We start from the raw sequence: 22,462 nt of genomic DNA, 5'->3' as shown, positions 1-22,462 counted from the left end.
TGGTTAATTAAATCATACTAGATCCAAGTAGTCAAGTGTGACCTTACCCAGAAAAAGTAGAGAGAAAGTTAAGACGTTTTTGGAGTAAAATAAAACGTTTTTTCAAAATATGGCAAATAGAAGGGAATATACAGCAGGATTCAAATTAGAAGCTGTTAAGCTGGTTAAAGAAACAGAAGTACAAAAATAGCAAAAGATCTAGGCATAGATGGCAGTATGTTAAGTAAATGGGTAAGAAAATATGATGGAAAAATGTCAGAAGCATAAGACCTGCTGCGAATCAAGCAATAAAAAGAAGGAAAGGAGGGTGACTAAAATCAAGGTTAACTAAAAGGCGTGCTTAAGATTCACAATACCAGCAATAATATTGAACCTCAGGTTGTATTTTTTCTGAAAATTGCGGTAAACATGAGACATAATCTTAAATATCTTTATCTCACGGATCTTATTTTCTACTCTCATTCTAAATGATGCTAATCTTCTATTATGCTCTTTCTGCTCTGGAGTTAATGGCTTTTTACGATACTTTTTATATGGAATTATAACATTGCTTTGCAATTTTTGCCAACCTTGATATCCAGAATCGGCATATTTTATGCTATCGATTGGTAAATATTTTTCTTGTTTCCTTATGCGAAAATCATTAATTCTACCACGATATGAATTTGACACTGATAAAATTCTTCCACCTTCTTCGATAACAATCTCAGTTTTCATAGTGTTGGTTCTTTTTTTTCCTGAATATGATTTCTTCCGTTTTTTACTATCTTCTGGTCTCTGTATTTGCTGTTCTGTAACATCAGCCAGAATCTTCAGTATTTTTTCTGGTGTCATACTTCTATCTTTTGTTATAGTAACTTTTTTGGCAAGTAATGGCTCTATTTTCTTCAGTAACCTACATACATTTGCGTTGTGCACATTGAACAGGCACCCTAAAAATCTATGTGTTATGTAAGTGCGATAGTACAAAATTACGCAAAATAACTTATCTTCTAGAGTTGGTAGTTGTGATCTTCTACCATGGCACTTTTTCTGTTTTTCAAGTCTTTCCCACCCAGACCTCACTTTTTCCACTACCTTTTCGAACTCCTCTATAGTTAAACCTGTTATACTACGAAAGTTTCTTGGGTGTTTCTTCATGTTATAGTAACTAAAGCTCATTTTTTTACCTTACTCAATCTGCTTATTCTTCTTCTACTTCTCTCACATTATTTTTTCAATCACCTTTTGCAGCAGGCCTATACGCATTTCCAGGCAAAGGCTCCTTATGAAAAAGAGAGATTTGATTTACAGAAAGAGTTAGCAAAAGTAACAAGAGAAAGAGACATTTAAAAAAAGCCCTGGCCAGTCAAAAAGAGTAAAATATTTTTTCATAAAAGAGCATAGTAAACACTATAAAGTGCAGGAATTATGTAGGATTTTGAATGTATCTGCTAGTTACTACTATAAGTGGACTACAAGGAAAATAAGCAGTAGAGAATCAGCAAATAAAAGCAGATATTCAAAAAAAGCTTCTAAATGTAGATATGGAGCTCCTAAAATTCATGCTGAATTGAAGGCTTTGGGTAAAAGTTGCAACTTGAAAACAGTGCAAATTATTATGCAGAAAAATGGTATTCGGGCTATATTGAGAAGAAAATTTAAAACTAAGAAGCAACAAACGGACAATAGAGTCGTAGCTCTCAATATATTAGACCAAAACTTTATTGTCGATCAACCAAATAAAATATGGGATTACTTATATAAAAACCAAAAAAGGATGGCTATATTTGGCAGGATCTATATTCACACATGGTAGTTAATGAGCAGTTCAATAAATAAACAATTGGTTATTGACTCTTTATTGATGGCCGTTAATAAGCGCAAACCCGATAAAAATCTGCTGTTACATAGCGATCAAGGGTCACAATATACTTCGCAAGGTTATCAATATCTCTTATCCATAAAAAACATTCTAATATTAATTATTGCATTCCTGCACAATTTGATGCATCATTCTCATGACAAAAACGTCTTAACTTTCTCTCCACTTTTTCTGGGTAAGGTCAGTTCAGCTATAGGCAGCAATTTTCTGTATTTACTTTAAATTGAAGAAAGCTCAAATGAAAGATCGTGTTTTGCTAAAAATCACAGAATGCAGTCTAACAGTGAACGGTTACAATTATTTATCACTAGTGCCTAAAGTGATCTCCTTTATCCTCTCATCTGCTAGTATTTTTAATTCCTCACCGTATCTATAATAATTTTGCTTTATAACGTGGTACTCATCAGCAGAAGAAGAATCTAATTTAGGGTAATATTCGTAATCGCAATTTTCTTCGATGTCCTCAATGCTTATAGATGATGCTAAAAGTGGAAATAGAATTAATAGTAAAGTTAGTAGGATTCTTGTACAACTATTACACCACGTCCTGGGTGTCATTCCAGCGTGTGACCAGAGAAAAAAAGATATGGATCCCAGTGTCAAGCACTGGGATGACAGAAGATAGTGCAAGAAATTTCGTAAAAAGCTTTTCATACCAACTATTTAAACTCAATTGTGTTATAAATATATTAATAGCGAAAAAAGAAAAACAAGGTTTAATTTTCTTTTTTATTTGCGATTTATCTATTAATTAACCGTGAAAGGTTATGTGTAATGCTCCTTCACATAATTATCAATAATTGCCTTAAATTCTTCAGAGACATTATCACCTTGTAAAGTTTTGAAATACTTGCCGTCTTTGTAGACTGCTGAAACAGGTTTTTCTCCATATCCAGGCAAGCTGATTCCCAAATTTGCGTGTTTGCTTTCTCCAGGACCATTTACTATGCATCCCATAACAGCAATGTTCATATGCTCTACACCTGGATTTTTTTTCTTCCATATCGGCATATGAGTTTTTATATAGCCATTCACTTCTTCAGTTAATATACGAAAACGATCGCTACTCGTGCGCCCACAACCAGGACATGAATTAATCTGAGGGTTAAAGTGTCGCAAGCCTATAGACTGCAATATTTCCTGACACACCACCACTTCATTAGTACGCGATTCACCAGGACGTTGAGTCAAAGAAGCCCGTATGGTATCTCCAATGCCATTTTGCAATAAATAAGTAAGCCCTGCTGCGGTATTTACCACACCTTTATTGCCCATACCAGCCTCAGTTAAACCCAAATGCAGCGCATAATTGGAAGATTTTGCAAGTGCCATATAAACTAAAATTAAATCTTGTACTTTGCTAACTTTACATGAAATGATTATTTTGTTTGAATTTAGACCAATTTCTTCAGCTTTTTTTGCACTATCAAGAGCAGACATTACAAGTGCTTTGCGCAGTATAACATCAGAAGGCCTTGCATTACTAAGCGAAGAGTTTTCATCCATCAGTTTTTGTAAAAGGTATTTATCAAGACTACCCCAATTTACCCCAATTCTAACAGGAAGATCGTGCATTATTGCATACTCTATCACCCTTTCAAATTTCTCATCACGTTTGTCGCCAAAGCCTATATTGCCTGGATTGATTCTAATTTTACCCAGCATTTTGATGTTGTCTGGATAATCTTGAACTAATTTATCTAGCTCATATTGACCGCAGCCTACCAATATTTTACCGTCAAAACCTTCTTTATTTATCTCTTCTACTATATAAGGTATTGCCCTTGCTACTTCCTCTGAATTCAAAGCAATCCGTACTAACTCTGAACCTGCGCGCGCTAGTTCTGTTATTTCTTTTGCATAATGTTTTGCGCTACTTTTTTTTATATTATCAGAATCTATATGCACACCAAGCGCCATAGATTGTACAACTACAGGATTATTTCCGCCTATCTTTACTTTTCCAACTTCTACAACATGAGTTTTGTGCCTGGAAATTGGCGATAATTCATATGCATCGTCATTCAATATCAGGTCTTTATCTAGCATATTATTAATGGCCAATATTGTGATACTATTTTACTGTGTCAGCTACGCTGCCAAATGAACTTGAACCATTCAAACTATAAGCATTTACGTTATCCAAATTAGCAATAGAATCATGTGAGCACGTTCTTCTTGAAGGAGTTTCTTTTATAGTGATATTTATAGGAGAAACTTTTTTTTCTCGTGTTGAAGTAACTTTCTTCTCTTCTTGTTCATGCTGCTTGCTTTCATACTGGGAAACTGGCTCTTGATCTATAAATACAGCACCCTTTAAACGTGTGATATTAATACCATGCTGATTTATCATAGCGCTCTCTTCATCGTCGACTATGCACGCTTCCATTTCATTTGGCTCATTATCAAGACTAGCAATTTTTCTCTCTTTTAATTTTTTGATTAGATCTTCTTTATTTATAGCTCGATCTTGTGACTTTTTTTTCTTGAGCAATTCCCTACGCTTCTCATACAGTTTATATGACTCAGCAAAATCCTTATCTGTATGAAAGTTTGCACCACCAGGGTTACCAGGAGGTATGTATCTCTTACTGAGCTTAGATTTAGCTTCAGCACTATGCACAGTAAAAAAGCTAGAAACCAAAAACATTAATATAAATAAAACTTTAGAAAAAATCCTAAGCATATGGTGCTATAGTAAATATCGTGTTTTAAAAGATAGCAATTAACAAACTTTAAGTAAACCAGAATCTTTACTAACTTTACAATAATATGTTACAAATATTTTTCTAAAAAGTGATATGTTTGCTATCAAAAAACCTACATAGGCTGAGAGAAGAGTAAGATGTTACAAGTTGCGTAACACCTCCTCAAGAAGAGTGTTATGCAGCTTAGTCTAGAGTGTGTAAGCTATTCTGTTGCGCTTGAGTATCAACTTCATCATTAAGTTTTGTGTCTGGCATATCTTTAGATAAGTCGTTTTTCTTTTCCTTATCAAGCTTAACTCCCTGATGGATGAAGAATGCAACAAAACAAGTTATCGCTGTTACAGCAACAGCAGTGGCTATGGTACAAATTAGTAGTATTTTTTCTTGATCTGCTACTGTTTCTGTGAGTGTTTCCACTTTTTCTTCCACGTCTGCGAGTCTTTCTTGCAAACCGTCTAAATACTTTTGTATACTTTCGAACCGTCCAGCATCGATCTTTTGAGCTGCCTGCAATTCCTCTAACCTGCTAAATGCAATTTGAAGTTGATCAGCATTGATCTGTTGACCTTTTTGCAATTTTTCTAGTGCACTGAATGCCTTTTGAAACTGCTCAGCATCCATCTGTTGAAGTTTTTCTAGTGCTTTTATTGTCGATTCATTAGAACCGAATAACAAATCATGAAGCCAATTTGTTGACATTTTTACCCCCTAATTAATATATTACTATTGTACGTTCTTAGTACTTAAATTAGTATTAAATCAACTGTTATTATGTATTGATCTTTTAATAATTTTGTTTGACTTGCTTTTTGAGGGTGTAGAAACTTAAGTTAAGAAAGAAGCCCTGTTATTCAACCAATATCTCTCTCTTTCCTGAGTAATTTGGAGAGCTGACAATTCCTTCTTTTTCCATTCTTTCAACAATATTTGCAGCTCTGTTATAGCCTATTCTAAGTTGTCGCTGAATGTAACTGGTTGAAACTTTTTGATCTCTTTGAATGATGGCCACTGCTTGATTGTAGAGGTCGTTTTCTTCATCCTCTGCTTCACCTTCTGATTCCACAGAAGAATTTTCATCTTCTTTGGTGATTTCCTCCATATAATTTGGCTCACCTTGCATTTTTAGATGATCAACTATATCTTGCACCTCATTATCACTTACAAATGGGCCGTGAACTCGAATGATCTTACCACCAGAGGCCATATAGAGCATATCACCCATACCGAGCAATTGTTCAGCTCCTTGTTCGCCAAGTATTGTACGGCTATCTATCTTAGAAGTAACAGCAAAACTGATTCTCGTTGGAAAGTTCGCCTTTATCACACCTGTGATCACATCCACAGATGGGCGTTGTGTTGCCATTATGATGTGTATTCCTGCAGCGCGAGCCATCTGAGCTAAACGTTGAATAGAGCACTCTATCTCTTTGCCGGCAACAAGCATCAAATCTGCCATTTCATCCACGATCACTACAATATACGGAAATGTCTCCATCTTGATTGGTATTTTTTCAAACAAAGGTTTGCCTGTTGTTGAGTTAAAGCCAATCTGCACAACGCGCTCCAATTCTATTCCACTATTCATTGCTTCTGTGATTTTTTGGTTATAGTTTATTACATTGCGTACATTTAAATACGACATCATGCGATAGCGATTTTCCATTTCTTTCACTATCCACTTAAGAGCGATAACAGCCTTTTTTGGCTCTGTTACTACTGGTGTCATTAGGTGCGGTATTGCATCATATATTGAAAGCTCAAGCATTTTTGGGTCGATCATTATCATCTTACATTCATCAGGACTTAATCGATAAACGAGCGAAAGAATCATAGTGTTAATCGCAACTGATTTACCCGACCCTGTGGTTCCAGCAACGAGCAAGTGGGGCATTTTAGTCAGATCTGCAATAACTGGTTTTCCACTTATTTCTTTGCCAAGCGCAATTGAGAGATTTAAGTTTGCATTCTGGTATTCTGGTGATTCAAGCAAATCACGCAGCATTACAATTTCTCGTTCCTTGTTCGGCAACTCTATTCCCATAGCATTTTGCCCACGAATTATTGAAATACGTGCAGAGAGTGCACTCATCGAACGTGCAATGTCATCTGCAAGGCCAATTACTCTTGCAGATTTCGTACCAGCTTGTGGTTCAAGTTTGTATAAAGTCACAACCGGCCCATAGCATACACTGATAATTTTTCCTTGCACGCCAAAATCATTCAGGACTTGTTCCAGCAGAGATAAATTTTTATTGCTCTCCATTTCATTCAGCTGCTTTCTCTGCAAAGACTCCTCTGCTTTAGAAAGTAAATGAATGCTTGGAAACTCGAACTCACTGGAAGGTTTAAAAATTTCTTCGGTAGCTTTTTTCTGTCTTTCTTTTGGTTGTTGTTTAGTAGTGATTTTAGTTCTATGTTTTTCTTCTACTACTAATGGTGCAACTGAATATTCAGCAGTTTTATGTGATCTGAAGAATGGAACATTTACAAATAAGCAAGCTATTTTTTTACATAAGAAGAATAGAGAGTAAATTGCTCTCTTCCAACCAACCGATCCTACAAGACCTATTGATGTTACTATCACAAATACATAAAATGGGCAGTTATTAACGAGTGCATTCCCTATTATTCCACTGTGTCTGTACCTTGCAGTGATGCCTAGCGAAAGTTGTGGTAATATAGCACATACCCCTAAATTGATTAATATTAAATAGAGAATTTTCAGCAGTATTTTTGCTGGCCTGAAGATCAACAAGTAAACTATGGCTGTAGCTATTGTAACACTAGTTAATCCAAGAAATTGAACCAATATATCAGCTAAATATGAACCTACTATTCCACCTAAATTTGTCACTTCCTTATTTGTAGCCGTGTTTAAGGAAGGATCTTTATAGTTGTAGCTAAAAACTGATATATATACATATATTAAAAGGGATAGATATATTGCTGATTTTAGATATTTTTTTAACATCTACCTAAAGTAGTAAGCTACTGTATATTTTACAAAGTGAATTGTTATTAGCAATATCATTATAGATAAATCTAATCCATTGAACGGTGGTATATATCTTCTAATAATCTTTAGTGGTGGATATGTCAATTGGTTCAAGATGTGCATTATGCTACTGACAGTTTCATTATATATGTTTACCATATTAAGTTTAACCAGCCAGTTTAAGACAACCCAACATATTAGAATGAAGCTATAAAGATCAAGTAACGTGTTGAGTAGATATATTATTGGATGCATACATATCTATTACACGAAAGATATATAAAAGACAAGTATTTAGGAATTCTACCCTTTTTAAACTCAAAATGTTATTTTTGCTGAACCAAAAAAAACTTCATTTTTTGAGCTGCACCTAAGGTAGGAGGAAGGAGTGCTGTATAAAAATATATATTGTTTATAGCAGTAAGTCTAAAGGCATTTTATTATAGACGTCTTCTCTGTGTCCTGCTGTGGCAACAAACACCTTATGTTTTGCAATATTTACAGTATAAATAACTCGGTAATCACTAACTCTTATTCTTCTATATCCTTTTAGTCTGCCACGTAATGGTTTACCAAATTTAATTGGGTCAGTTGTAAGCCGCTCATTTATCGTTTTTGGAAGATTTAGAAAATCTCTTTCAGTAAAGTTTTTTGAGTAGACAATATCGTATTCCAGTTTATGTCCTTGCCCTTTCAGATAGCACTGTGCTCCAGTCTACATCCTCACATTCCTTAACAGCTTTATATAACGCAATATCTTCTACTTTGCACTCGATTCCTTCTATGACTAACCTTTTTGCTAGTTCTTGAACGGATTCCTTGGTGATTTCAGCTAACTTAGCAAGGTTATGTGAAGTTTTTGGATCGAAGGTTATACTAATTCCTGAATCTGCAATATGTTTTACCAAAGTCTACTAACAATTATACAACATTTTTCTGAATTTTTCAATAAAGAAAGTTGATGATATGTAAGAAAAATTTTGCCACCTGCGTTAATAAACAATTAAAGATTTAGCATATTTGTCTACGATAGTATTCCTCTATTCTATTACTTAAGTTAGACCACTTTTTTCTATTAATATTTTTTGTTTACAAAGATGAGCAATTACTCATCACGCAGTTGATCTATGGATATAATACTATAATACTACCGTTTGATAATTTTTCAGTACATTTTTCACTTTTGTATTCTTTATCAGAATCGATACTGATTTTGTCAAATATTAAAACATCTCCTGAAATTTTATCACGAAACTCACTAATAGCAAAAAACGGTATAGTAATTCGCTCTTGTTTTCCTTGAAAACTCAAACTGACGCTAAATTTATCCTCAGAAACTTTTAAATCATAGAATCGATGATATAATATAATAAGCATTTGAGTGGGGTATGACTTTTTCAAACGATCTGGCATGGTCACACCATTAAAATATGTGAAAAATAATATTTCTAAATGAGGGATAAAACCATTACCTGATATAACATCTAAAGTCTTTTTGATAACTTGAAACTTGGCAGAATTAAGCAATTTTTTGTAATCTGTTTGCTCCATATAACTTCCACATACGTAAATTTTTGGGGAACTTCTGTTACCCGGTGTTCCCTGAACCGTGCTTATAGCAATGAAGTTATAGTGCTTAAATTAAGCAGCTATTGCATCATTGTCTTCAGCAGCAAAATTATCGTTTGCATTTAAATTATGAACTCTTAGCGGTGGTGTCTAACCGAGCAAAACTACCATCTTTACTATGCATGTCGATCCTTATTCGCCCCCATATAAATTAAAAATATGGTGGAGGCGCCGAGTACTGCCCTCGGGTCCAATACACCTATTACAGGGTGATTTTATTGCTATAGTACACAAAATATACATAGCTATTATATAGCAACATTAAATAAATGTCAAGATATTATGACCTTAAGTTGATTTATTGCTAAGACAAAATTAAGATTTCCAGTAAAAAATTCTGTGACCTTACCCAGAAAAAGTGGAGAGAAAGTTAAGAAAGTTTTTTACAAAAAGAATGATGAATCACAATGTTCAGGAATGCAATAATTAATAGCAGAATGCCTACGCTGTTTTTTGTAAAAATTTCTATGTATTCAAATATAGCAGTTCTAGCTTGTTGAACGGAGTGCTTAGGTGTACAGTTCCAAAGTGTGATGGTATGATATATAAGAAATTGCCATCGAAGGAGGAATTATGGTTACACCTTTACAACTTTGTTATGGCTTACAATTACGCAAAAAGACTCAAAACTCTCAAAACCTTATGAATTTATATGTAACCAGTGGACACAAGCATCCTGAATTATTTATACTAAATCCATACCATCACACTTTGGACCTAGTTCCTTATTCATTCTCACAATCCGTGAACGGTTACAAATACTGGAGTTTACCCTTTTTCTTGTTATTTTTTTTATCTATAGTTAGCATTCAAAACCATATTCGAAAAGTATCTCATATATTTCCAGATTTTTTCAATGCTGTTTATTTCATCCTCAACATTGTCTCTACCTTTATGAACTAAGTTACAATTTAGCAGCATTAAAAATTATAACGTATTCCTACCTCCAGAGTTGCATCTGGTATTTGTAATGCTTTTATACCACTTAGTTGCCCGCCTGAAGCAATACCAACTGCACCAACTATCTGTGGAGCAATTTCATAATCAACACCGACCTTCAGTTTATAGGAAATAGAACCCAGTATTCTATCTACTACAGATGCCTCCTCTGCAGCAGCTCCAGTAACCTCACCTGCACTCAGAGTAGTGGTAGCTCCTGGATCTTTAGGTTTTGAATCTTTGCTTTCACCACCTTCACCAAAGCCAAAAGGTATTACTTGTAAGTATCCTCCTAAACCTCCACTGACATATAGTTTAACGGGATCAATATCAAGGTCAGGGTAATAACGATAATTTGCCAATAAGCTAGCCCCTATTTTCCTTGTACCCTTATTAGCAATATCACTCATGTTAGCAAGAACCTCAAGTTCAAACTTAGAGTTTTTGTCATGATGATAACCAAAAACAACGCTAGGTTTCATCACAAAGCCACCACCCCATCCAGCACCAAAGTTTAAACCTGCATAGTACTGATCTTCTGACTGACTTGCACTATTATTAGCTGCACCTGCTAGAGATCAAGTAAGCAACACAGCCAAAACGCATAATCTCTTCATTTTCATATAACTCCTCATACAAAAAAATATATAATGCATAAGTATATATCCTTTATATTAAAAAAGATATAATCACATGTCAAAAAAAGTATACCCACAAAGTAAAGGATGTGCTACTCGGATGTATCCGTTCAGCAGAATGGCAAAATAGGTAGACAAGATAAACCAAAAAATCAAGAAAAAGTGAGTTTACAACAAATGGTGTCATTCCAGTCTGGAATCCAGCTTTTTCATAATCATCAAAACGTTGTATTTTAACATAAAACGGCTACTTTTATGCTTACCAACTTAATAAATTTCCTGGATTGTATATTAAATCAAAGTCGCAAGACTATAATGAGCAAGCTGTTAACTGGATTGATTGGGTGGAATCTTAGTACACTCCTAGCTAGAAAAAATGTAGTACGAACGGTAGGGGATCTAAAAGATCGAATCACAATCCTGTACAGCATTTGCATTATTATTTGATTATATTTATAGGTACAAAAATGGCTAGAACAGTTTTTATGGGTATTGATGTTTCAAAAGAAACACTTGATATCTCAATCAACAATAAACATCAGCGTATAGAAAATGTAGAGACAGCTATATCTGAGTTTATAAAGTCAAAAATGGCTAACGTATTTGTTAAGTTATGTGTAAACAGGAGGTTATGAGAAACTTGTAATAAAGTTGTATAACATAGCTGTTCATAGAGCTCACCCAAATCGGGCATATGCATTTGCAAAAGCCTGCAATCACTTTGCAAAAACCGATAAATTAGATGCAAAACTGTTGGAAAAATATGCTGAATTCATCGCAAAAAACGATGGGGTAAAAGAGTGTATGGTTTCACAAAAGCAAGAAGAATTAAAAGAGCTAAGAGAAATTGAGCGCAATTTAAGCGATATGCAAACAAGTGCCGCTTGCAGAATGCCACAGGAAAAGCCAGAGAATATATAGAAAAACAGATAGAATTTGCAAAAGAGCAATCAGAGCAAATTAGGAAAGATATAGAAGGCATAATAAACTCTGACCCTGATTTGAAGGAAAAAAGCAAACTGCAAACTATAGTATTTTCAAAAGCGAATGATAAAGGTATAATATATTTTTTTAAAGTAGGGGAAGCGATGGTATATAGTGTAGATTTAAGGGAAAAAGCAGTGTCTTTGGTAGAAAAAGGAAAGTCAAAGGTTGAAGTTGCAGAGGTTTTTGAGATAGACACTATATAGATGGCTAAAAAAGAAAGCTACTGGCCAAGGTCTCAAAGCGGTAAAAAGTACTGGTTTTATTCGGAAAATAGACCCAAAAATACTTGCAGACTATGTTAAAAAACACCCAGATCACACACTAGCAGAAATGAAACAAAACCTTGGCTTTGGAATAAGTGCAATTTGGTATAGGTTAAAACAGCTAAAAATAACCTTAAAAAAAAGTCACATTCTATCAAGAGCGCAATCAAGAAGATAGGCAGCAATTTATCGATAAAGTCTCAAAAATAGACCACTGTAGCATTTTATATATAGATGAAGCAGGAGTTGATAATAGACTATACCGAGAATATGCATGAGCTCCAAGAGGAGAAAAATATATGCTGATGTTCCAGGAAAAAAGCGGGAAAGAGTGAGTATAATAGGTGGATGGATTGAAAAGAAGTTTATTGCACCAATGACCTTCAAAGGAGGGTGTAATAATGTATGGTTAGAGCGAAGATTACTTCCACAATTACAGCGTGATACAACCATAGTTATGGATAATGCTACATTCCATAAAACTCCCAAAACAAAGTCATTAATAGAGTCTTTTGGCCGTCATTTGCTTTATCTTCCAACATATTCACCTGATCTAAATCCGATAGAGCATAAGACCTGCTGCAAAAGGTGATTGAAAAAATAATGTGAGAGAAGTAGAAGAAGAATAAGCAGATTGAGTAAGGTAAAAAAATGAGCTTTAGTTACTATAACATGAAGAAACACCCAAGAAACTTTCGTAATATAACAGGTTTAACTATAGAGGAGTTCGAAAAGGTAGTGGAAAAAGTGAGGTCTGGGTGGGAAAGAGTTGAAAAACAGAAAAAGTGCCATGGTAGAAGATCACAACTACCAACTCTAAAAGATAAGTTATTTTGCGTAATTTTGTACTATCGCACTTACATAACACATAGATTTTTAGGGTGCCTGTTCAATGTGCACAACGCAAATGTATGTAGGTTACTGAAGAAAATAGAGCCATTACTTGCCAAAAAAGTTACTATAACAAAAGATAGAAGTATGACACCAGAAAAAATACTGAAGATTCTGGCTGATATTACAGAACAGCAAATACAGAGACCAGAAGATAGTAAAAAACGGAAGAAATCATATTCAGGAAAAAAAAGAACCAACACTATGAAAACTGAGATTGTTATCGAAGAAGGTGGAAGAATTTTATCAGTGTCAAAGTCATATCGTGGTAGAATTAATGATTTTTGCATAAGGAAACAAGAAAAATATTTACCAATCGATAGCATAAAATATGCCGATTCTGGATATCAAGGTTGGCAAAAATTGCAAAGCAATGTTATAATTCCATATAAAAAGTATCGTAAAAAGCCATTAACTCCAGAGCAGAAAGAGCATAATAGAAGATTAGCATCATTTAGAATGAGAGTAGAAAATAAGATCCGTGAGATAAAGATATTTAAGATTATGTCTCATGTTTACCGCAATTTTCAGAAAAAATACAACCTGAGGTTCAATATTATTGCTGGTATTGTGAATCTTAAGCACGCCTTTTAGTTAATCTTGATTTTAGTCACCCTCCTTTCCTTCTTTTTATTGCTTGATTCGCAGCAGGTCTCTTGAAGGAAAGCCCTATAAATCAGGACTTTAAGGGTGATTTATGCATAAATCGGCTAAGCATTTTATAAACAAGGAATCAATACTGAGAGTTGGTACGCGAAAATAATATCCATCCTTGATAATTGCTTTATATTCTATATCAAGTTCAACTAGAGTTTCTGAATGCTCAGAAACAAAAGATATAGGTGATAAAACTACAGGTACACCATCAGCTTTTGTACGTGATAGCTCACTTTCAGTGCTTGGCTCTAGCCATTTTACAGGACCAATCTTACTCTGATAACATATTGACCAATCTAAGTTATTGATAGCTAACTTTTCTACTATTAACTCTACGCTTCTTTCTACCTGTGAAGCGTAAGGGTCGCCTTTTTTAATAACGCTAAGGGGCAAGCTATGAGCTGAAAATAGGACTTTTGGCTTACCAATCCTGCTGGCTAATTTGTAGTACTTGGCTATCAAGTTAGCATGAGCCTCAATAAAGTTTTCATTGTCATAATAATGATGAATTATTTTTGTATTGCATTTTAGGCCATGCTTTTTAGCATTTTTTTGCCAATTTTCGATGGATGACAAAGTTGTGGTAGTTGAATATTGAGGGTATAGTGGCAGCAAAATTACTTCATCAGGATCAAACTGTTTTACACTTTTAACAACTTTGTCAGCAAATGGATGCCAATAGCGCATGCAAATGAATACCTTGTGTACATGGTTTCTATCTTCATTTAATTTTAGTTCTAAAGCATTAGCTTGTGCTTTCGTATTATCCAAAATTGGTGATTTACCTCCAATTTGCTCATATATTTCTTGTGCAGTATTTTCTCGTTTTGCGGATATAAACTTTGCTAAAAGAAACCGAAAAGGGTTTGGTAAACTGATTATTCTTCTGTCATAAAAAAGGTTAAATAAAAAAGGACGGACTGCATTCAGTGAATCAGGTCCACCAAGGTTAAATAAAATGACAGCCTTTTTCATCTACGCACTACTTACAACAAGTTACTTCTGGGGTGCCTATAAAATTAGCTACACACTCATCAAATTTAGTTATAGGCACTAAATTCTCACACTGGCATACAATAAATGGCCTGATCTCTGCAGGTTACTCTTGGTGGATGTGAAGCTCCAATCGAAAAATGTATCGACAAAAAGACTTGGTACCGTTTCAAGAAGTTCAACAGCAGCTAAAGATAGCATTATACAACTTTGCAGGACCTTCAAAAGAACCTTTAGGGGAAAAAGTGAAACTTCAACGAAAAGAGAGGTGCTACTTGTTTCATCCATTGGTCGCCCTGAGTTAGGCGAATTATACTCGGTGTGTTTTCTATTTTGATCAAAGATAGGAAATTTTATAGTATTTTTCTTAAATTCCGCGTCTATTTCTTTTCTACTATGGTTAGTGATTTTTTCCATTAACTTCTCACGCAGATGAAAAGTTCTGACAATAAAACATGTGGCAATCATTAAGGCAGCACATAAAAGTGCGCATTGCATGAGGCTCATACTGCCTAGCATAGCTGGCAGTGCAAAACAAACAAGCGGTGCTATGATTGTCATTTCAAGAAATGGAATAGTGTTTCTTTTCATTGTAAAAGCAGCACCTTTTTTTAGCTCCGTGTATTGATCGTTACTTTTTTCTTGCTTTTGTAGAATATAGCCACACATACCATATTCTAAATAACTTAAAAAAGCCAAATTAAAAGTTAAAAACCCTTTTGTTCCACAAAAAATTGACGATTTCAAGTTATTGACCAATTTTTTAGCAGTAGATTCAGCTTGTTTGGTAGTGTTATTTTTACAACATTTACCCATACAATACCTCCTTGATGGTTTATCCTTAACTATAAATAAAAAACTGCTTTTATCAAATCAAAATTTACAATAAAATAAATCTATAAATATACTATTTTATATAAGGAAATAATATGGCAATTGAGAGAACACTTTCGATATTAAAACCTGATGCAGTAAAAAATAATATTACAGGCAAGATAAATTCATACATTGAAAGCTCTGGGCTCAAAATTATAGCACAAAAAATGATGTTACTGACAAAAAAACAAGCAGAGCTGTTTTATGAAATTCATAAAGATAGGTCTTTTTTTGGGGAATTGGTAGAGTTTATGACTTCTGGTCCTGTGATAGTTCAAGTTTTAGTTGGTGAAAATGCAGTAAGTAAATACAGACAAATCATGGGAGCTACCGATCCAAAGCAGGCAGATAAAGGTACAATCAGGGGTGATTTTGCTGATAACATTAGTGAAAATAGAGTTCACGGCTCGGATAGTCTAGAAAATGCTCGTAAGGAGATAGCTTTCTTTTTTGCTGAACGTGAGTTGGTCTAGTCAACTCAGATTTTCCTATATATAACTAAATTTTCTGGATCCTATGTCAAGCATACATCTGTACGAACGTTGTAATTAACAGGTGGCAAGTGGCGTCATGCAAGTAGCTGACAACATAAGACCTGCTGCGAATCAAGCAATAAAAAGAAGGAAAGGAGGGTGACTAAAATCAAGATTAACTAAAAGGCGTGCTTAAGATTCACAATACCAGCAATAATATTGAACCTCAGGTTGTATTTTTTCTGAAAATTGCGGTAAACATGAGACATAATCTTAAATATCTTTATCTCACGGATCTTATTTTCTACTCTCATTCTCCTAAGAAACTCCCTTAACTAGCGCTTCTTGTTGAACTAATATGTAGCCAAATTCCTGTGCTTTTTTGATTAAATTTTTTACAACTCTCTCTTTGTAACGTGTTTCGTAATAGCTCATTCCTTTTTCCACATACTCTTGTCCATATTTCAACATTTGGTAAAAGATGCATGCTAATTTTCTTGCTGTAGAAGTAATTGCTTTTATTGCTCCTAGCCGTTTTTTTAATCTCCTACAATATGCACCCAATGCACTTTTACTATTTCCCACAGCATAAGCAGCCATTCGCAAGGCATTCGTAGCACGATTAATAACTTTACGAGTTTTTGTTCAAAATACTTTTTCTCCTGTAATCTTATTAGCAGGGCTAAGCCCTAACCATGAGGTAAAATGCCTTTCTGATCGCCATTTATTATGATTAATGCCAACTTCCGCAATAATGGTTTGTACAGTTAGTACATCAAATCCAGGAATTTTAGTGAAATCTATACCAGTTACACGATACAATTCCTCACGCAGGGTGAAATTTGGTCTGCCTCTTCTAGACTTATTTTTTTCCTTACCTAACTCTTTACTCTCATCGGACTTCGTCTCTAATGCTTTGTAATAGTTCTCTATACTTTTATCACATTCAATTATTTTTTCTTGAAAAAAATTATATGCTTCATATTCTTGCTTTAATACAAATAAATGTTCTTCTCTATAATCGCCTGTTAATGCTTTTGCTATAGTAGCCTTATCATTCTTCATATTCACACTTCTGAATTCAGCTAGTTTTTTAGGATTCCTTTCACCTTCTACTATTGCTTTAATAATTTGCATTCCTGTGATGCCAGTAATATCGCTTGTCACTTTATGTAAATGAATATTCATTTGTACTAACACCTTTTGCATGCGATTAATATGTTTAGCAGCGTTTTCAATTAAGTTTTTACGTTGCCGAACATAACCACGCAATACACACATTTGATCATCTGGCCTAAATGATCCTTGGATTAACCCATAACTATGTAGTTGTTGAAGCCATTGACAATCCTGAACATCTGACTTTCTTCCAGGTACATTTTTTACATGTCTTGCATTTGCAAGCTTTACTTCAAGTCCATATGATTCAAGTACTTGGAACAAAGTAATCCAGTATACTCCTGTTGACTCCATGGCTACTGTAGTAACTTTACATTTCTTCAGCCATTTTGCTATGTTATGGAGATCCTCTGTAAAGCAGCTAAATTTTTGTATACGCTGTTCATCACTTCCTTCTGGTACACATACATAATGTACAGCTGAACCAACATCTATTCCTGCTGCATCAGGATTCATGATCTCTAATTTACTTTTTGCTTTTTTCATAGTAACTCCCTTATTATAATTTGTAATAGGGAAACGCTTCAGCTTGGAACGGTTAGATAATACAATCTCCTAACCGAGGTAGCCTAAAAAACTCCATCAATGATTTGACCGTTCCTCCCAAAACCATGCTAAACGACGGGCACTTATGGCACCAGTGAAAATTTCGGTTATAACTTCAGAGGCGCTTCCTATACAACTATACTTAAAAACTACTAAAAACTTAAATTGAGGAGTTTCTTCCTGGTTTGACAGATTTCTTCTGTTCAGTGCTATACGCTTAATAACCGCGATTCAGCTGCTTTTAAGCCGCAACTAATCTAAATTATAAACGTTAAGAAATTTACTGAGCGGAAAAAAAGGCAAAGAAACCCCAGGGTAGCTAGTATTCAAATTCTCCCTTGTCTATTTGACGTCTTTTACTGTCTTAAACGCTTTATAAGCGCGTTTCGGCTTGTATAGGTAGAAACCTAAAGTTTTATAAAGACATGAGGTGCACATAGTGCAAAAAATTAAGGATGATTTACGCCAAATACATTAAGTTTTTTTGTCATTAATCCACTGCAGAGATTGCGAAGATAAATAAATAGCTTCAGTTTCATGATAAGGGGGCTGGCGGAGTTTGTAAAGTAATTTTTTGTAGCTCTCATGGTTTTTGGATTCTAACTAACTTCACGCGCTGGAATAACACCCTTGGTGGTAACAACTAAAGAAAAATATCAACTAGGTTTATAATCTATCACTACCGTGTTTGCAATTTTGTCATGAAAAGCTTGTTTATGTTCATCATCTACTGCACATACTAAAACTAGGATTAGTATAGCTAAAAGTAAAATAGGATTATAAAGCGATATACAGTAAATTATGAAAAAAGCGATGGTTCTTTTTATTGCTTGTATTAGAGTGATCTGCTCAAGTGTATCTTTGTCTCTTACACGCATGCTAAATAACAAGTGCCCTAGAGTGCCGCCAAATTTTACTAGCATGAATATATGAAATATACATGGTATCATTAAAAATAAAGAAAATACAATCGTGGTGATTACAATTATTGCACCCATGATCCCTTGTATTACGTGTGTAAGTGAGAAACCTACCGCCATTAAAGCAAATGGTATTGCGATAAATAAAATACAATCAACTATAAATGCTAGAATACGCCTTGTCATTGTTGAGTAGTTTACGTTTTTATCCATACACTGCCTATAAAGAAAAATATCAACTAGGTTTATAGTCTATTACTACTGTTTTTGCAATTTTATCATAAAAAGTCTGCTTGCGCCGGTCGAATATCGCAAATATTAAAACTAAAATTGGTAAAATTATAAACCACTGAGAAACATAGTGAGTCAGCAAAAAAGAAATAATCAAGAAAAGTGTCTCAGAAATACACCTTATTGCTGCTTGCATAAGAGTAGTATTTTTAAATGTGTCTGCATCTTTGATATACATACCACACAACAGTTGTCCTGGCGTACCTCCCAGTCTTGTTATCATTAATATTTCTAATACTGTACACAGCACTGATGTAAAGATTGTATAAGGAGATGTTAACTGTTCAATTTCGTCAAGAAAATTATTAACCTCATTATTGCCCAACAATGCAATGTATAAGATGAATGAAGGAAAGAAAAATATTATTTGGTCAAGTATTGCTGTTACAGTACGCCTTGTAAACCCTACGTAATTTACTTTAACATTTATTTCAGTATTCATAACCCTACCTATATTTCATAATGTCATTATATACTATAAAAGCACGTTATTAAATAATCGTAAATATACTAATTTGTGCAATACTAGCTACTTGTGTCACTCTATTATTTGAATTAACATTAAATCATTTACAGTTAGGGAAGTTATGTCAACACCAATCACAGTTGCATATGGTGATGGTATCGGACCAGAAATTATGGAAGCGGTGCTGTCGATATTGCGCAAAGCGGAAGCGAAGATCTCAATGGATATTATTGAAATAGGTGAGCGTGTTTATAGTAAGGAATGGTCTCACGGAATTTCTCCAAGTGGTTGGGAATCTATCGAAAGGACAAAGATATTACTCAAATCTCCGACAACCACTCCTCAAGGTAAAGGACACAAAAGCTTGAACGTTGCACTCAGAAAAAATCTAGGGTTATATGCAAACATCAGGCCGTGTATTTCATATCATCCTGTTATAGAAAATAAATTCGATAAGTTTGATATCGTAGTGATACGCGAAAATGAAGAGGACGTTTACACCGGAATAGAGCATAGGCTCACTGGTGATTCTTACCAATGCACTAAAATTATTACTAGATCTGGCTCAGAGAAGATATGCAGATATGCTTTTGAATACGCGAAAAAACACAACAGAAAAAAAGTAACTTGCCTGACTAAAGACAACATAATGAAAATGACTGACGGAACTTTCCATGCAGCGTTTGATCGCATTGCAAAGGAATACCAGGACATAAAGGCAGAACATTATATAGTTGATATTGGAATGGCACGGGTTGCTACAGAACCGGAGAATTTCGATGTTATAGTAACTGAAAATCTATATGGCGACATATTATCAGACATAGTGGCACAAACCTCAGGTTCTGTAGGGCTTGCAGGAAGTAGCAATATAGGTAATGAATATGCGATGTTTGAAGCGGTTCATGGTTCTGCTCCTGATATTGCAGGAAAAAACATAGCTAATCCTTCTGGTCTTTTAAATGCTGCAGTGCATATGCTAATTTACATAGGTCAAGTGGGTACTGCAAAACTAATCTACGATGCATGGCTGAAGACTTTAGGGGATGGAATACACACTGCTGATTTGTATAAGGAGAAAAGAAGTAAACAGAAAGTTGGTACAAAAGAATTTGCAGAAGCTGTTATAGATAATCTAGGAAAGAAACCTGCAACATTACCTGAGCTTATAATTAGCAGTGGTTCAGATAGTAAAATAAATAAAGTACAAGACAATTATGAACAAGATTACAAAGTTAAAAAGCTAGTGGGTAGTGATATAACGCTTGCTTGGGACAAATCCAGCAATTTTGATCAAATAGTAGGATTAAATAATCTGCAAATGATAGCAATATACTCAAAAGGACTGGCAATTTGGCCAAGAAGCTCAAAATCTTCAAGCGATCAAATAACCTGTAGGTTTATCGCAAATAATGAAAAGCAAGCTATTACAAATAGTGATGTAAATAACTTGCTAATCAAACTCGAAGAAAATAGCTTTGACGTGGTGAGAATGGATAAGTTGTATTTATATGATGGGAAAGAGGGGTTCTTTTCTTAATTCTTTAAAAGAGGTGTGATAAATGAAATGGATTCAAAAAAAATAGAACTAATATTTAAAAAGTTTCAACAATCAAATCCTGCGCCAAAAATAGAGCTAAATTATACCAATCATTTTACACTACTAGTTGCGATAGTTTTATCAGCACGGACAACCGATGTAAGCGTTAATAAAATTACAAGAGAACTATTTAATATCGCTGATACGCCAGAAAAGATGCTGAGTTTTGGGCAAAATGAGCTGAGAAAATGCATAAGCAGTATTGGTTTATATAATTCCAAAGCAAAAAACATAATCGGGCTCAGCAAAATATTGATTGAGCGGTACAATAGCGAAGTGCCTACTGATTTCGATGATTTGGTATCTTTACCAGGGGTTGGGAGAAAGAGCGCTAATGTGTTCTTAAATTCAGGACTTGGTATTTCAACATTGGCAGTTGATACTCATGTTTTTAGAGTAAGCAATAGACTTGGACTTGTGAGAGAAAAAGATGTGTTTAAAACAGAGCAATCTCTTTTAAATGTAGTTCCAAAAGAATACCTGCTTTGTGCTCATCACTGGCTAGTTTTGCATGGTAGATATGTTTGCAAAGCGCAAAAGCCTTCGTGTGAAACGTGTATAATTCATGATTTGTGTGAGTTTGAATGCAAAAGGTATAAAGTCTAGCACACTATGACCCCTTTCTTGTCACTCCGATATTCCTTCCTTTTATCATCCGAGTAGCTGACGCTGGGATCCAGGTTGCTCATAAGCAAACTATAGTATTTTCAAAAGCGAATGATAAAGGTATAATATATTTTTTTAAAGTAGGGGAAGCGATGGTATATAGTGTAGATTTAAGGGAAAAAGCAGTGTCTTTGGTAGAAAAAGGAAAGTCAAAGGTTGAAGTTGCAGAGGTTTTTGAGATAGACACTATATAGATGGCTAAAAAAGAAAGCTACTGGCCAAGGTCTCAAAGCGGTAAAAAGTACTGGTTTTATTCGGAAAATAGACCCAAAAATACTTGCAGACTATGTTAAAAAACACCCAGATCACACACTAGCAGAAATGAAACAAAACCTTGGCTTTGGAATAAGTGCAATTTGGTATAGGTTAAAACAGCTAAAAATAACCTTAAAAAAAAGTCACATTCTATCAAGAGCGCAATCAAGAAGATAGGCAGCAATTTATCGATAAAGTCTCAAAAATAGACCACTGTAGCATTTTATATATAGATGAAGCAGGAGTTGATAATAGACTATACCGAGAATATGCATGAGCTCCAAGAGGAGAAAAATATATGCTGATGTTCCAGGAAAAAAGCGGGAAAGAGTGAGTATAATAGGTGGATGGATTGAAAAGAAGTTTATTGCACCAATGACCTTCAAAGGAGGGTGTAATAATGTATGGTTAGAGCGAAGATTACTTCCACAATTACAGCGTGATACAACCATAGTTATGGATAATGCTACATTCCATAAAACTCCCAAAACAAAGTCATTAATAGAGTCTTTTGGCTGTCATTTGCTTTATCTTCCAACATATTCACCTGATCTAAATCCGATAGAGCATTGTTGGCACACCATCAAAAGTCGCCTCAGACCTCTAATGCATCAATAGACCTGCTG

26 protein-coding genes, 1 other RNA gene and 7 pseudogenes are annotated in these 22,462 nt (G+C 34.6%); 16 read left to right on the top strand and 18 right to left on the bottom strand.

Going from position 1 to position 22,462, the window contains the following annotated elements:
• Positions 1–327: 327 nt before the first annotated feature.
• A complete protein-coding gene (locus tag AAGD69_RS05390; protein WP_410529833.1) occupies positions 328–1,140 on the bottom strand; it encodes a transposase family protein in 813 nt (270 codons plus the stop codon).
• Here AAGD69_RS05390 and AAGD69_RS05385 point away from each other — a divergent pair.
• The 3 genes from AAGD69_RS05385 (at position 1,129) to AAGD69_RS07015 (ending at position 2,086) form a co-directional block, all read left to right on the top strand.
• Positions 1,129–1,332: a hypothetical protein gene (locus tag AAGD69_RS05385; protein WP_341812672.1), complete on the top strand. Its 204-nt coding sequence runs from the start codon at positions 1,129–1,131 to the stop codon at positions 1,330–1,332. The two genes, AAGD69_RS05390 and AAGD69_RS05385, sit on opposite strands and share 12 nt — an antisense overlap.
• Positions 1,333–1,420: 88 nt before the next feature.
• Positions 1,421–1,798 carry an IS3 family transposase gene (locus AAGD69_RS05380; RefSeq protein WP_341811921.1) on the top strand — a complete coding sequence of 126 codons (378 nt, stop codon included), beginning with the start codon at positions 1,421–1,423 and terminating at the stop codon, positions 1,796–1,798.
• 3 nt (positions 1,799–1,801) lie between these two features.
• Positions 1,802–2,086 (top strand): DDE-type integrase/transposase/recombinase, encoded by a 285-nt coding sequence (locus AAGD69_RS07015; protein WP_410529831.1) that lies wholly within the window; start codon positions 1,802–1,804, stop codon positions 2,084–2,086.
• Between the two features lie 75 nt (positions 2,087–2,161).
• Here the strand turns inward: AAGD69_RS07015 and AAGD69_RS05375 are convergent, their stop codons facing one another.
• The 10 genes from AAGD69_RS05375 to ssrA all read right to left on the bottom strand — a co-directional run bounded on the left by AAGD69_RS05375 (position 2,162) and on the right by ssrA (position 9,476).
• Positions 2,162–2,518 carry a hypothetical protein gene (locus AAGD69_RS05375; protein ID WP_341811920.1) on the bottom strand — a complete coding sequence of 119 codons (357 nt, stop codon included), beginning with the start codon at positions 2,516–2,518 and terminating at the stop codon, positions 2,162–2,164.
• A gap of 111 nt (positions 2,519–2,629) precedes the next feature.
• The gene (ispG, locus tag AAGD69_RS05370) at positions 2,630–3,913 is read right to left on the bottom strand and encodes a flavodoxin-dependent (E)-4-hydroxy-3-methylbut-2-enyl-diphosphate synthase (RefSeq protein ID WP_341811919.1); all 1,284 of its coding nucleotides are present in this window, start codon (positions 3,911–3,913) and stop codon (positions 2,630–2,632) included.
• 25 nt (positions 3,914–3,938) lie between these two features.
• Positions 3,939–4,550 (bottom strand): TRP75-related protein, encoded by a 612-nt coding sequence (locus AAGD69_RS05365; RefSeq protein ID WP_341811918.1) that lies wholly within the window; start codon positions 4,548–4,550, stop codon positions 3,939–3,941.
• A gap of 205 nt (positions 4,551–4,755) precedes the next feature.
• Positions 4,756–5,271: a hypothetical protein gene (locus tag AAGD69_RS05360; RefSeq protein ID WP_341811917.1), complete on the bottom strand. Its 516-nt coding sequence runs from the start codon at positions 5,269–5,271 to the stop codon at positions 4,756–4,758.
• A 148-nt stretch (positions 5,272–5,419) separates the two neighbouring features.
• Positions 5,420–7,543: an FtsK/SpoIIIE family DNA translocase gene (locus AAGD69_RS05355; RefSeq protein ID WP_341811916.1), complete on the bottom strand. Its 2,124-nt coding sequence runs from the start codon at positions 7,541–7,543 to the stop codon at positions 5,420–5,422.
• Complete coding sequence (locus tag AAGD69_RS05350) at positions 7,544–7,822, bottom strand: YggT family protein (protein WP_006279515.1); 279 nt, start codon at positions 7,820–7,822, stop codon at positions 7,544–7,546.
• A gap of 157 nt (positions 7,823–7,979) precedes the next feature.
• The gene (locus AAGD69_RS05345) at positions 7,980–8,150 is read right to left on the bottom strand and encodes a type II toxin-antitoxin system mRNA interferase toxin, RelE/StbE family (RefSeq protein WP_341812651.1); all 171 of its coding nucleotides are present in this window, start codon (positions 8,148–8,150) and stop codon (positions 7,980–7,982) included.
• A 94-nt stretch (positions 8,151–8,244) separates the two neighbouring features.
• Positions 8,245–8,475 (bottom strand): hypothetical protein, encoded by a 231-nt coding sequence (locus AAGD69_RS05340; protein ID WP_341811915.1) that lies wholly within the window; start codon positions 8,473–8,475, stop codon positions 8,245–8,247.
• Positions 8,476–8,692: 217 nt separating this feature from the next.
• A complete protein-coding gene (locus AAGD69_RS05335) occupies positions 8,693–9,118 on the bottom strand; it encodes a ClpXP protease specificity-enhancing factor SspB (RefSeq protein ID WP_341811914.1) in 426 nt (141 codons plus the stop codon).
• A gap of 22 nt (positions 9,119–9,140) precedes the next feature.
• Positions 9,141–9,476: a transfer-messenger RNA gene (ssrA, locus tag AAGD69_RS05330) on the bottom strand.
• A gap of 291 nt (positions 9,477–9,767) precedes the next feature.
• On the opposite strand from ssrA, the pseudogene AAGD69_RS07010 reads away from it, so the two are divergent.
• Positions 9,768–9,910 (top strand): annotated as a pseudogene (locus AAGD69_RS07010) (IS481 family transposase); the annotation flags it as partial.
• Positions 9,911–10,116: 206 nt separating this feature from the next.
• On the opposite strand, the pseudogene AAGD69_RS05325 reads toward AAGD69_RS07010, so the two are convergent.
• Positions 10,117–10,758 (bottom strand): annotated as a pseudogene (locus AAGD69_RS05325) (hypothetical protein).
• 482 nt (positions 10,759–11,240) lie between these two features.
• On the opposite strand from AAGD69_RS05325, the gene AAGD69_RS05320 reads away from it, so the two are divergent.
• From AAGD69_RS05320 to AAGD69_RS05300, 6 genes and pseudogenes are all read left to right on the top strand, one after another.
• On the top strand, positions 11,241–11,408 hold the full coding sequence (locus tag AAGD69_RS05320) for a hypothetical protein (protein WP_341811913.1): 168 nt from the start codon (positions 11,241–11,243) through the stop codon (positions 11,406–11,408).
• Positions 11,409–11,424: 16 nt separating this feature from the next.
• Positions 11,425–11,694 carry a hypothetical protein gene (locus AAGD69_RS05315; protein ID WP_341811912.1) on the top strand — a complete coding sequence of 90 codons (270 nt, stop codon included), beginning with the start codon at positions 11,425–11,427 and terminating at the stop codon, positions 11,692–11,694.
• A complete protein-coding gene (locus tag AAGD69_RS05310) occupies positions 11,658–11,963 on the top strand; it encodes a hypothetical protein (RefSeq protein ID WP_341811911.1) in 306 nt (101 codons plus the stop codon). The genes AAGD69_RS05315 and AAGD69_RS05310 overlap by 37 nt, the downstream gene beginning before the upstream one ends.
• Before the next feature lie 49 nt (positions 11,964–12,012).
• Positions 12,013–12,201, top strand: a pseudogene (locus AAGD69_RS07005) (IS630 transposase-related protein); the annotation flags it as partial.
• Positions 12,202–12,297: 96 nt separating this feature from the next.
• Complete coding sequence (locus AAGD69_RS05305; protein WP_341811910.1) at positions 12,298–12,615, top strand: transposase; 318 nt, start codon at positions 12,298–12,300, stop codon at positions 12,613–12,615.
• An 80-nt stretch (positions 12,616–12,695) separates the two neighbouring features.
• Positions 12,696–13,508: a transposase family protein gene (locus AAGD69_RS05300; RefSeq protein WP_410529829.1), complete on the top strand. Its 813-nt coding sequence runs from the start codon at positions 12,696–12,698 to the stop codon at positions 13,506–13,508.
• A 90-nt stretch (positions 13,509–13,598) separates the two neighbouring features.
• Here AAGD69_RS05300 and hemH read toward each other — a convergent pair whose 3' ends face one another.
• Both hemH and AAGD69_RS05290 read right to left on the bottom strand, forming a co-directional pair.
• On the bottom strand, positions 13,599–14,546 hold the full coding sequence (gene hemH / locus AAGD69_RS05295; RefSeq protein WP_341811908.1) for a ferrochelatase: 948 nt from the start codon (positions 14,544–14,546) through the stop codon (positions 13,599–13,601).
• 7 nt (positions 14,547–14,553) lie between these two features.
• Positions 14,554–15,380: pseudogene (locus AAGD69_RS05290) on the bottom strand (hypothetical protein).
• Between the two features lie 113 nt (positions 15,381–15,493).
• Here AAGD69_RS05290 and ndk point away from each other — a divergent pair.
• Positions 15,494–15,913 carry a nucleoside-diphosphate kinase gene (gene ndk / locus AAGD69_RS05285; RefSeq protein ID WP_341811907.1) on the top strand — a complete coding sequence of 140 codons (420 nt, stop codon included), beginning with the start codon at positions 15,494–15,496 and terminating at the stop codon, positions 15,911–15,913.
• A 179-nt stretch (positions 15,914–16,092) separates the two neighbouring features.
• Here ndk and AAGD69_RS05280 read toward each other — a convergent pair.
• From AAGD69_RS05280 to AAGD69_RS05265, 4 genes and pseudogenes are all read right to left on the bottom strand, one after another.
• Positions 16,093–16,230: pseudogene (locus AAGD69_RS05280) on the bottom strand (IS5/IS1182 family transposase); the annotation flags it as partial.
• A 1-nt stretch (position 16,231) separates the two neighbouring features.
• A pseudogene (locus tag AAGD69_RS05275) lies at positions 16,232–17,578 on the bottom strand (IS110 family transposase).
• 716 nt (positions 17,579–18,294) lie between these two features.
• The gene (locus tag AAGD69_RS05270; protein WP_341811906.1) at positions 18,295–18,771 is read right to left on the bottom strand and encodes an RDD family protein; all 477 of its coding nucleotides are present in this window, start codon (positions 18,769–18,771) and stop codon (positions 18,295–18,297) included.
• Between the two features lie 22 nt (positions 18,772–18,793).
• Positions 18,794–19,291 carry an RDD family protein gene (locus tag AAGD69_RS05265; RefSeq protein ID WP_341811905.1) on the bottom strand — a complete coding sequence of 166 codons (498 nt, stop codon included), beginning with the start codon at positions 19,289–19,291 and terminating at the stop codon, positions 18,794–18,796.
• A 145-nt stretch (positions 19,292–19,436) separates the two neighbouring features.
• Between AAGD69_RS05265 and icd the strand changes: the two genes are divergently transcribed.
• From icd to AAGD69_RS05245, 5 genes and pseudogenes are all read left to right on the top strand, one after another.
• Positions 19,437–20,855, top strand: a complete 1,419-nt coding sequence (gene icd / locus AAGD69_RS05260; protein WP_341811904.1) for an isocitrate dehydrogenase — start codon at positions 19,437–19,439, stop codon at positions 20,853–20,855.
• 27 nt (positions 20,856–20,882) lie between these two features.
• Positions 20,883–21,521 (top strand): endonuclease III, encoded by a 639-nt coding sequence (nth, locus tag AAGD69_RS05255; protein WP_341811903.1) that lies wholly within the window; start codon positions 20,883–20,885, stop codon positions 21,519–21,521.
• 152 nt (positions 21,522–21,673) lie between these two features.
• Positions 21,674–21,775 carry an IS630 transposase-related protein gene (locus AAGD69_RS05250; protein ID WP_213863610.1) on the top strand — a complete coding sequence of 34 codons (102 nt, stop codon included), beginning with the start codon at positions 21,674–21,676 and terminating at the stop codon, positions 21,773–21,775.
• Positions 21,776–21,824: 49 nt separating this feature from the next.
• Positions 21,825–22,013: pseudogene (locus AAGD69_RS07000) on the top strand (IS630 transposase-related protein); the annotation flags it as partial.
• Between the two features lie 96 nt (positions 22,014–22,109).
• A complete protein-coding gene (locus tag AAGD69_RS05245) occupies positions 22,110–22,454 on the top strand; it encodes a transposase (RefSeq protein WP_341811902.1) in 345 nt (114 codons plus the stop codon).
• Positions 22,455–22,462 lie beyond the last annotated feature (8 nt).

Source organism: Wolbachia endosymbiont (group A) of Conops quadrifasciatus (assembly GCF_964027015.1).
Taxonomy (GTDB): domain Bacteria; phylum Pseudomonadota; class Alphaproteobacteria; order Rickettsiales; family Anaplasmataceae; genus Wolbachia.
The sequence above is the reverse complement of the archived record's forward strand: the minus strand, read 5'-3'. Positions and strand labels throughout refer to the sequence as shown.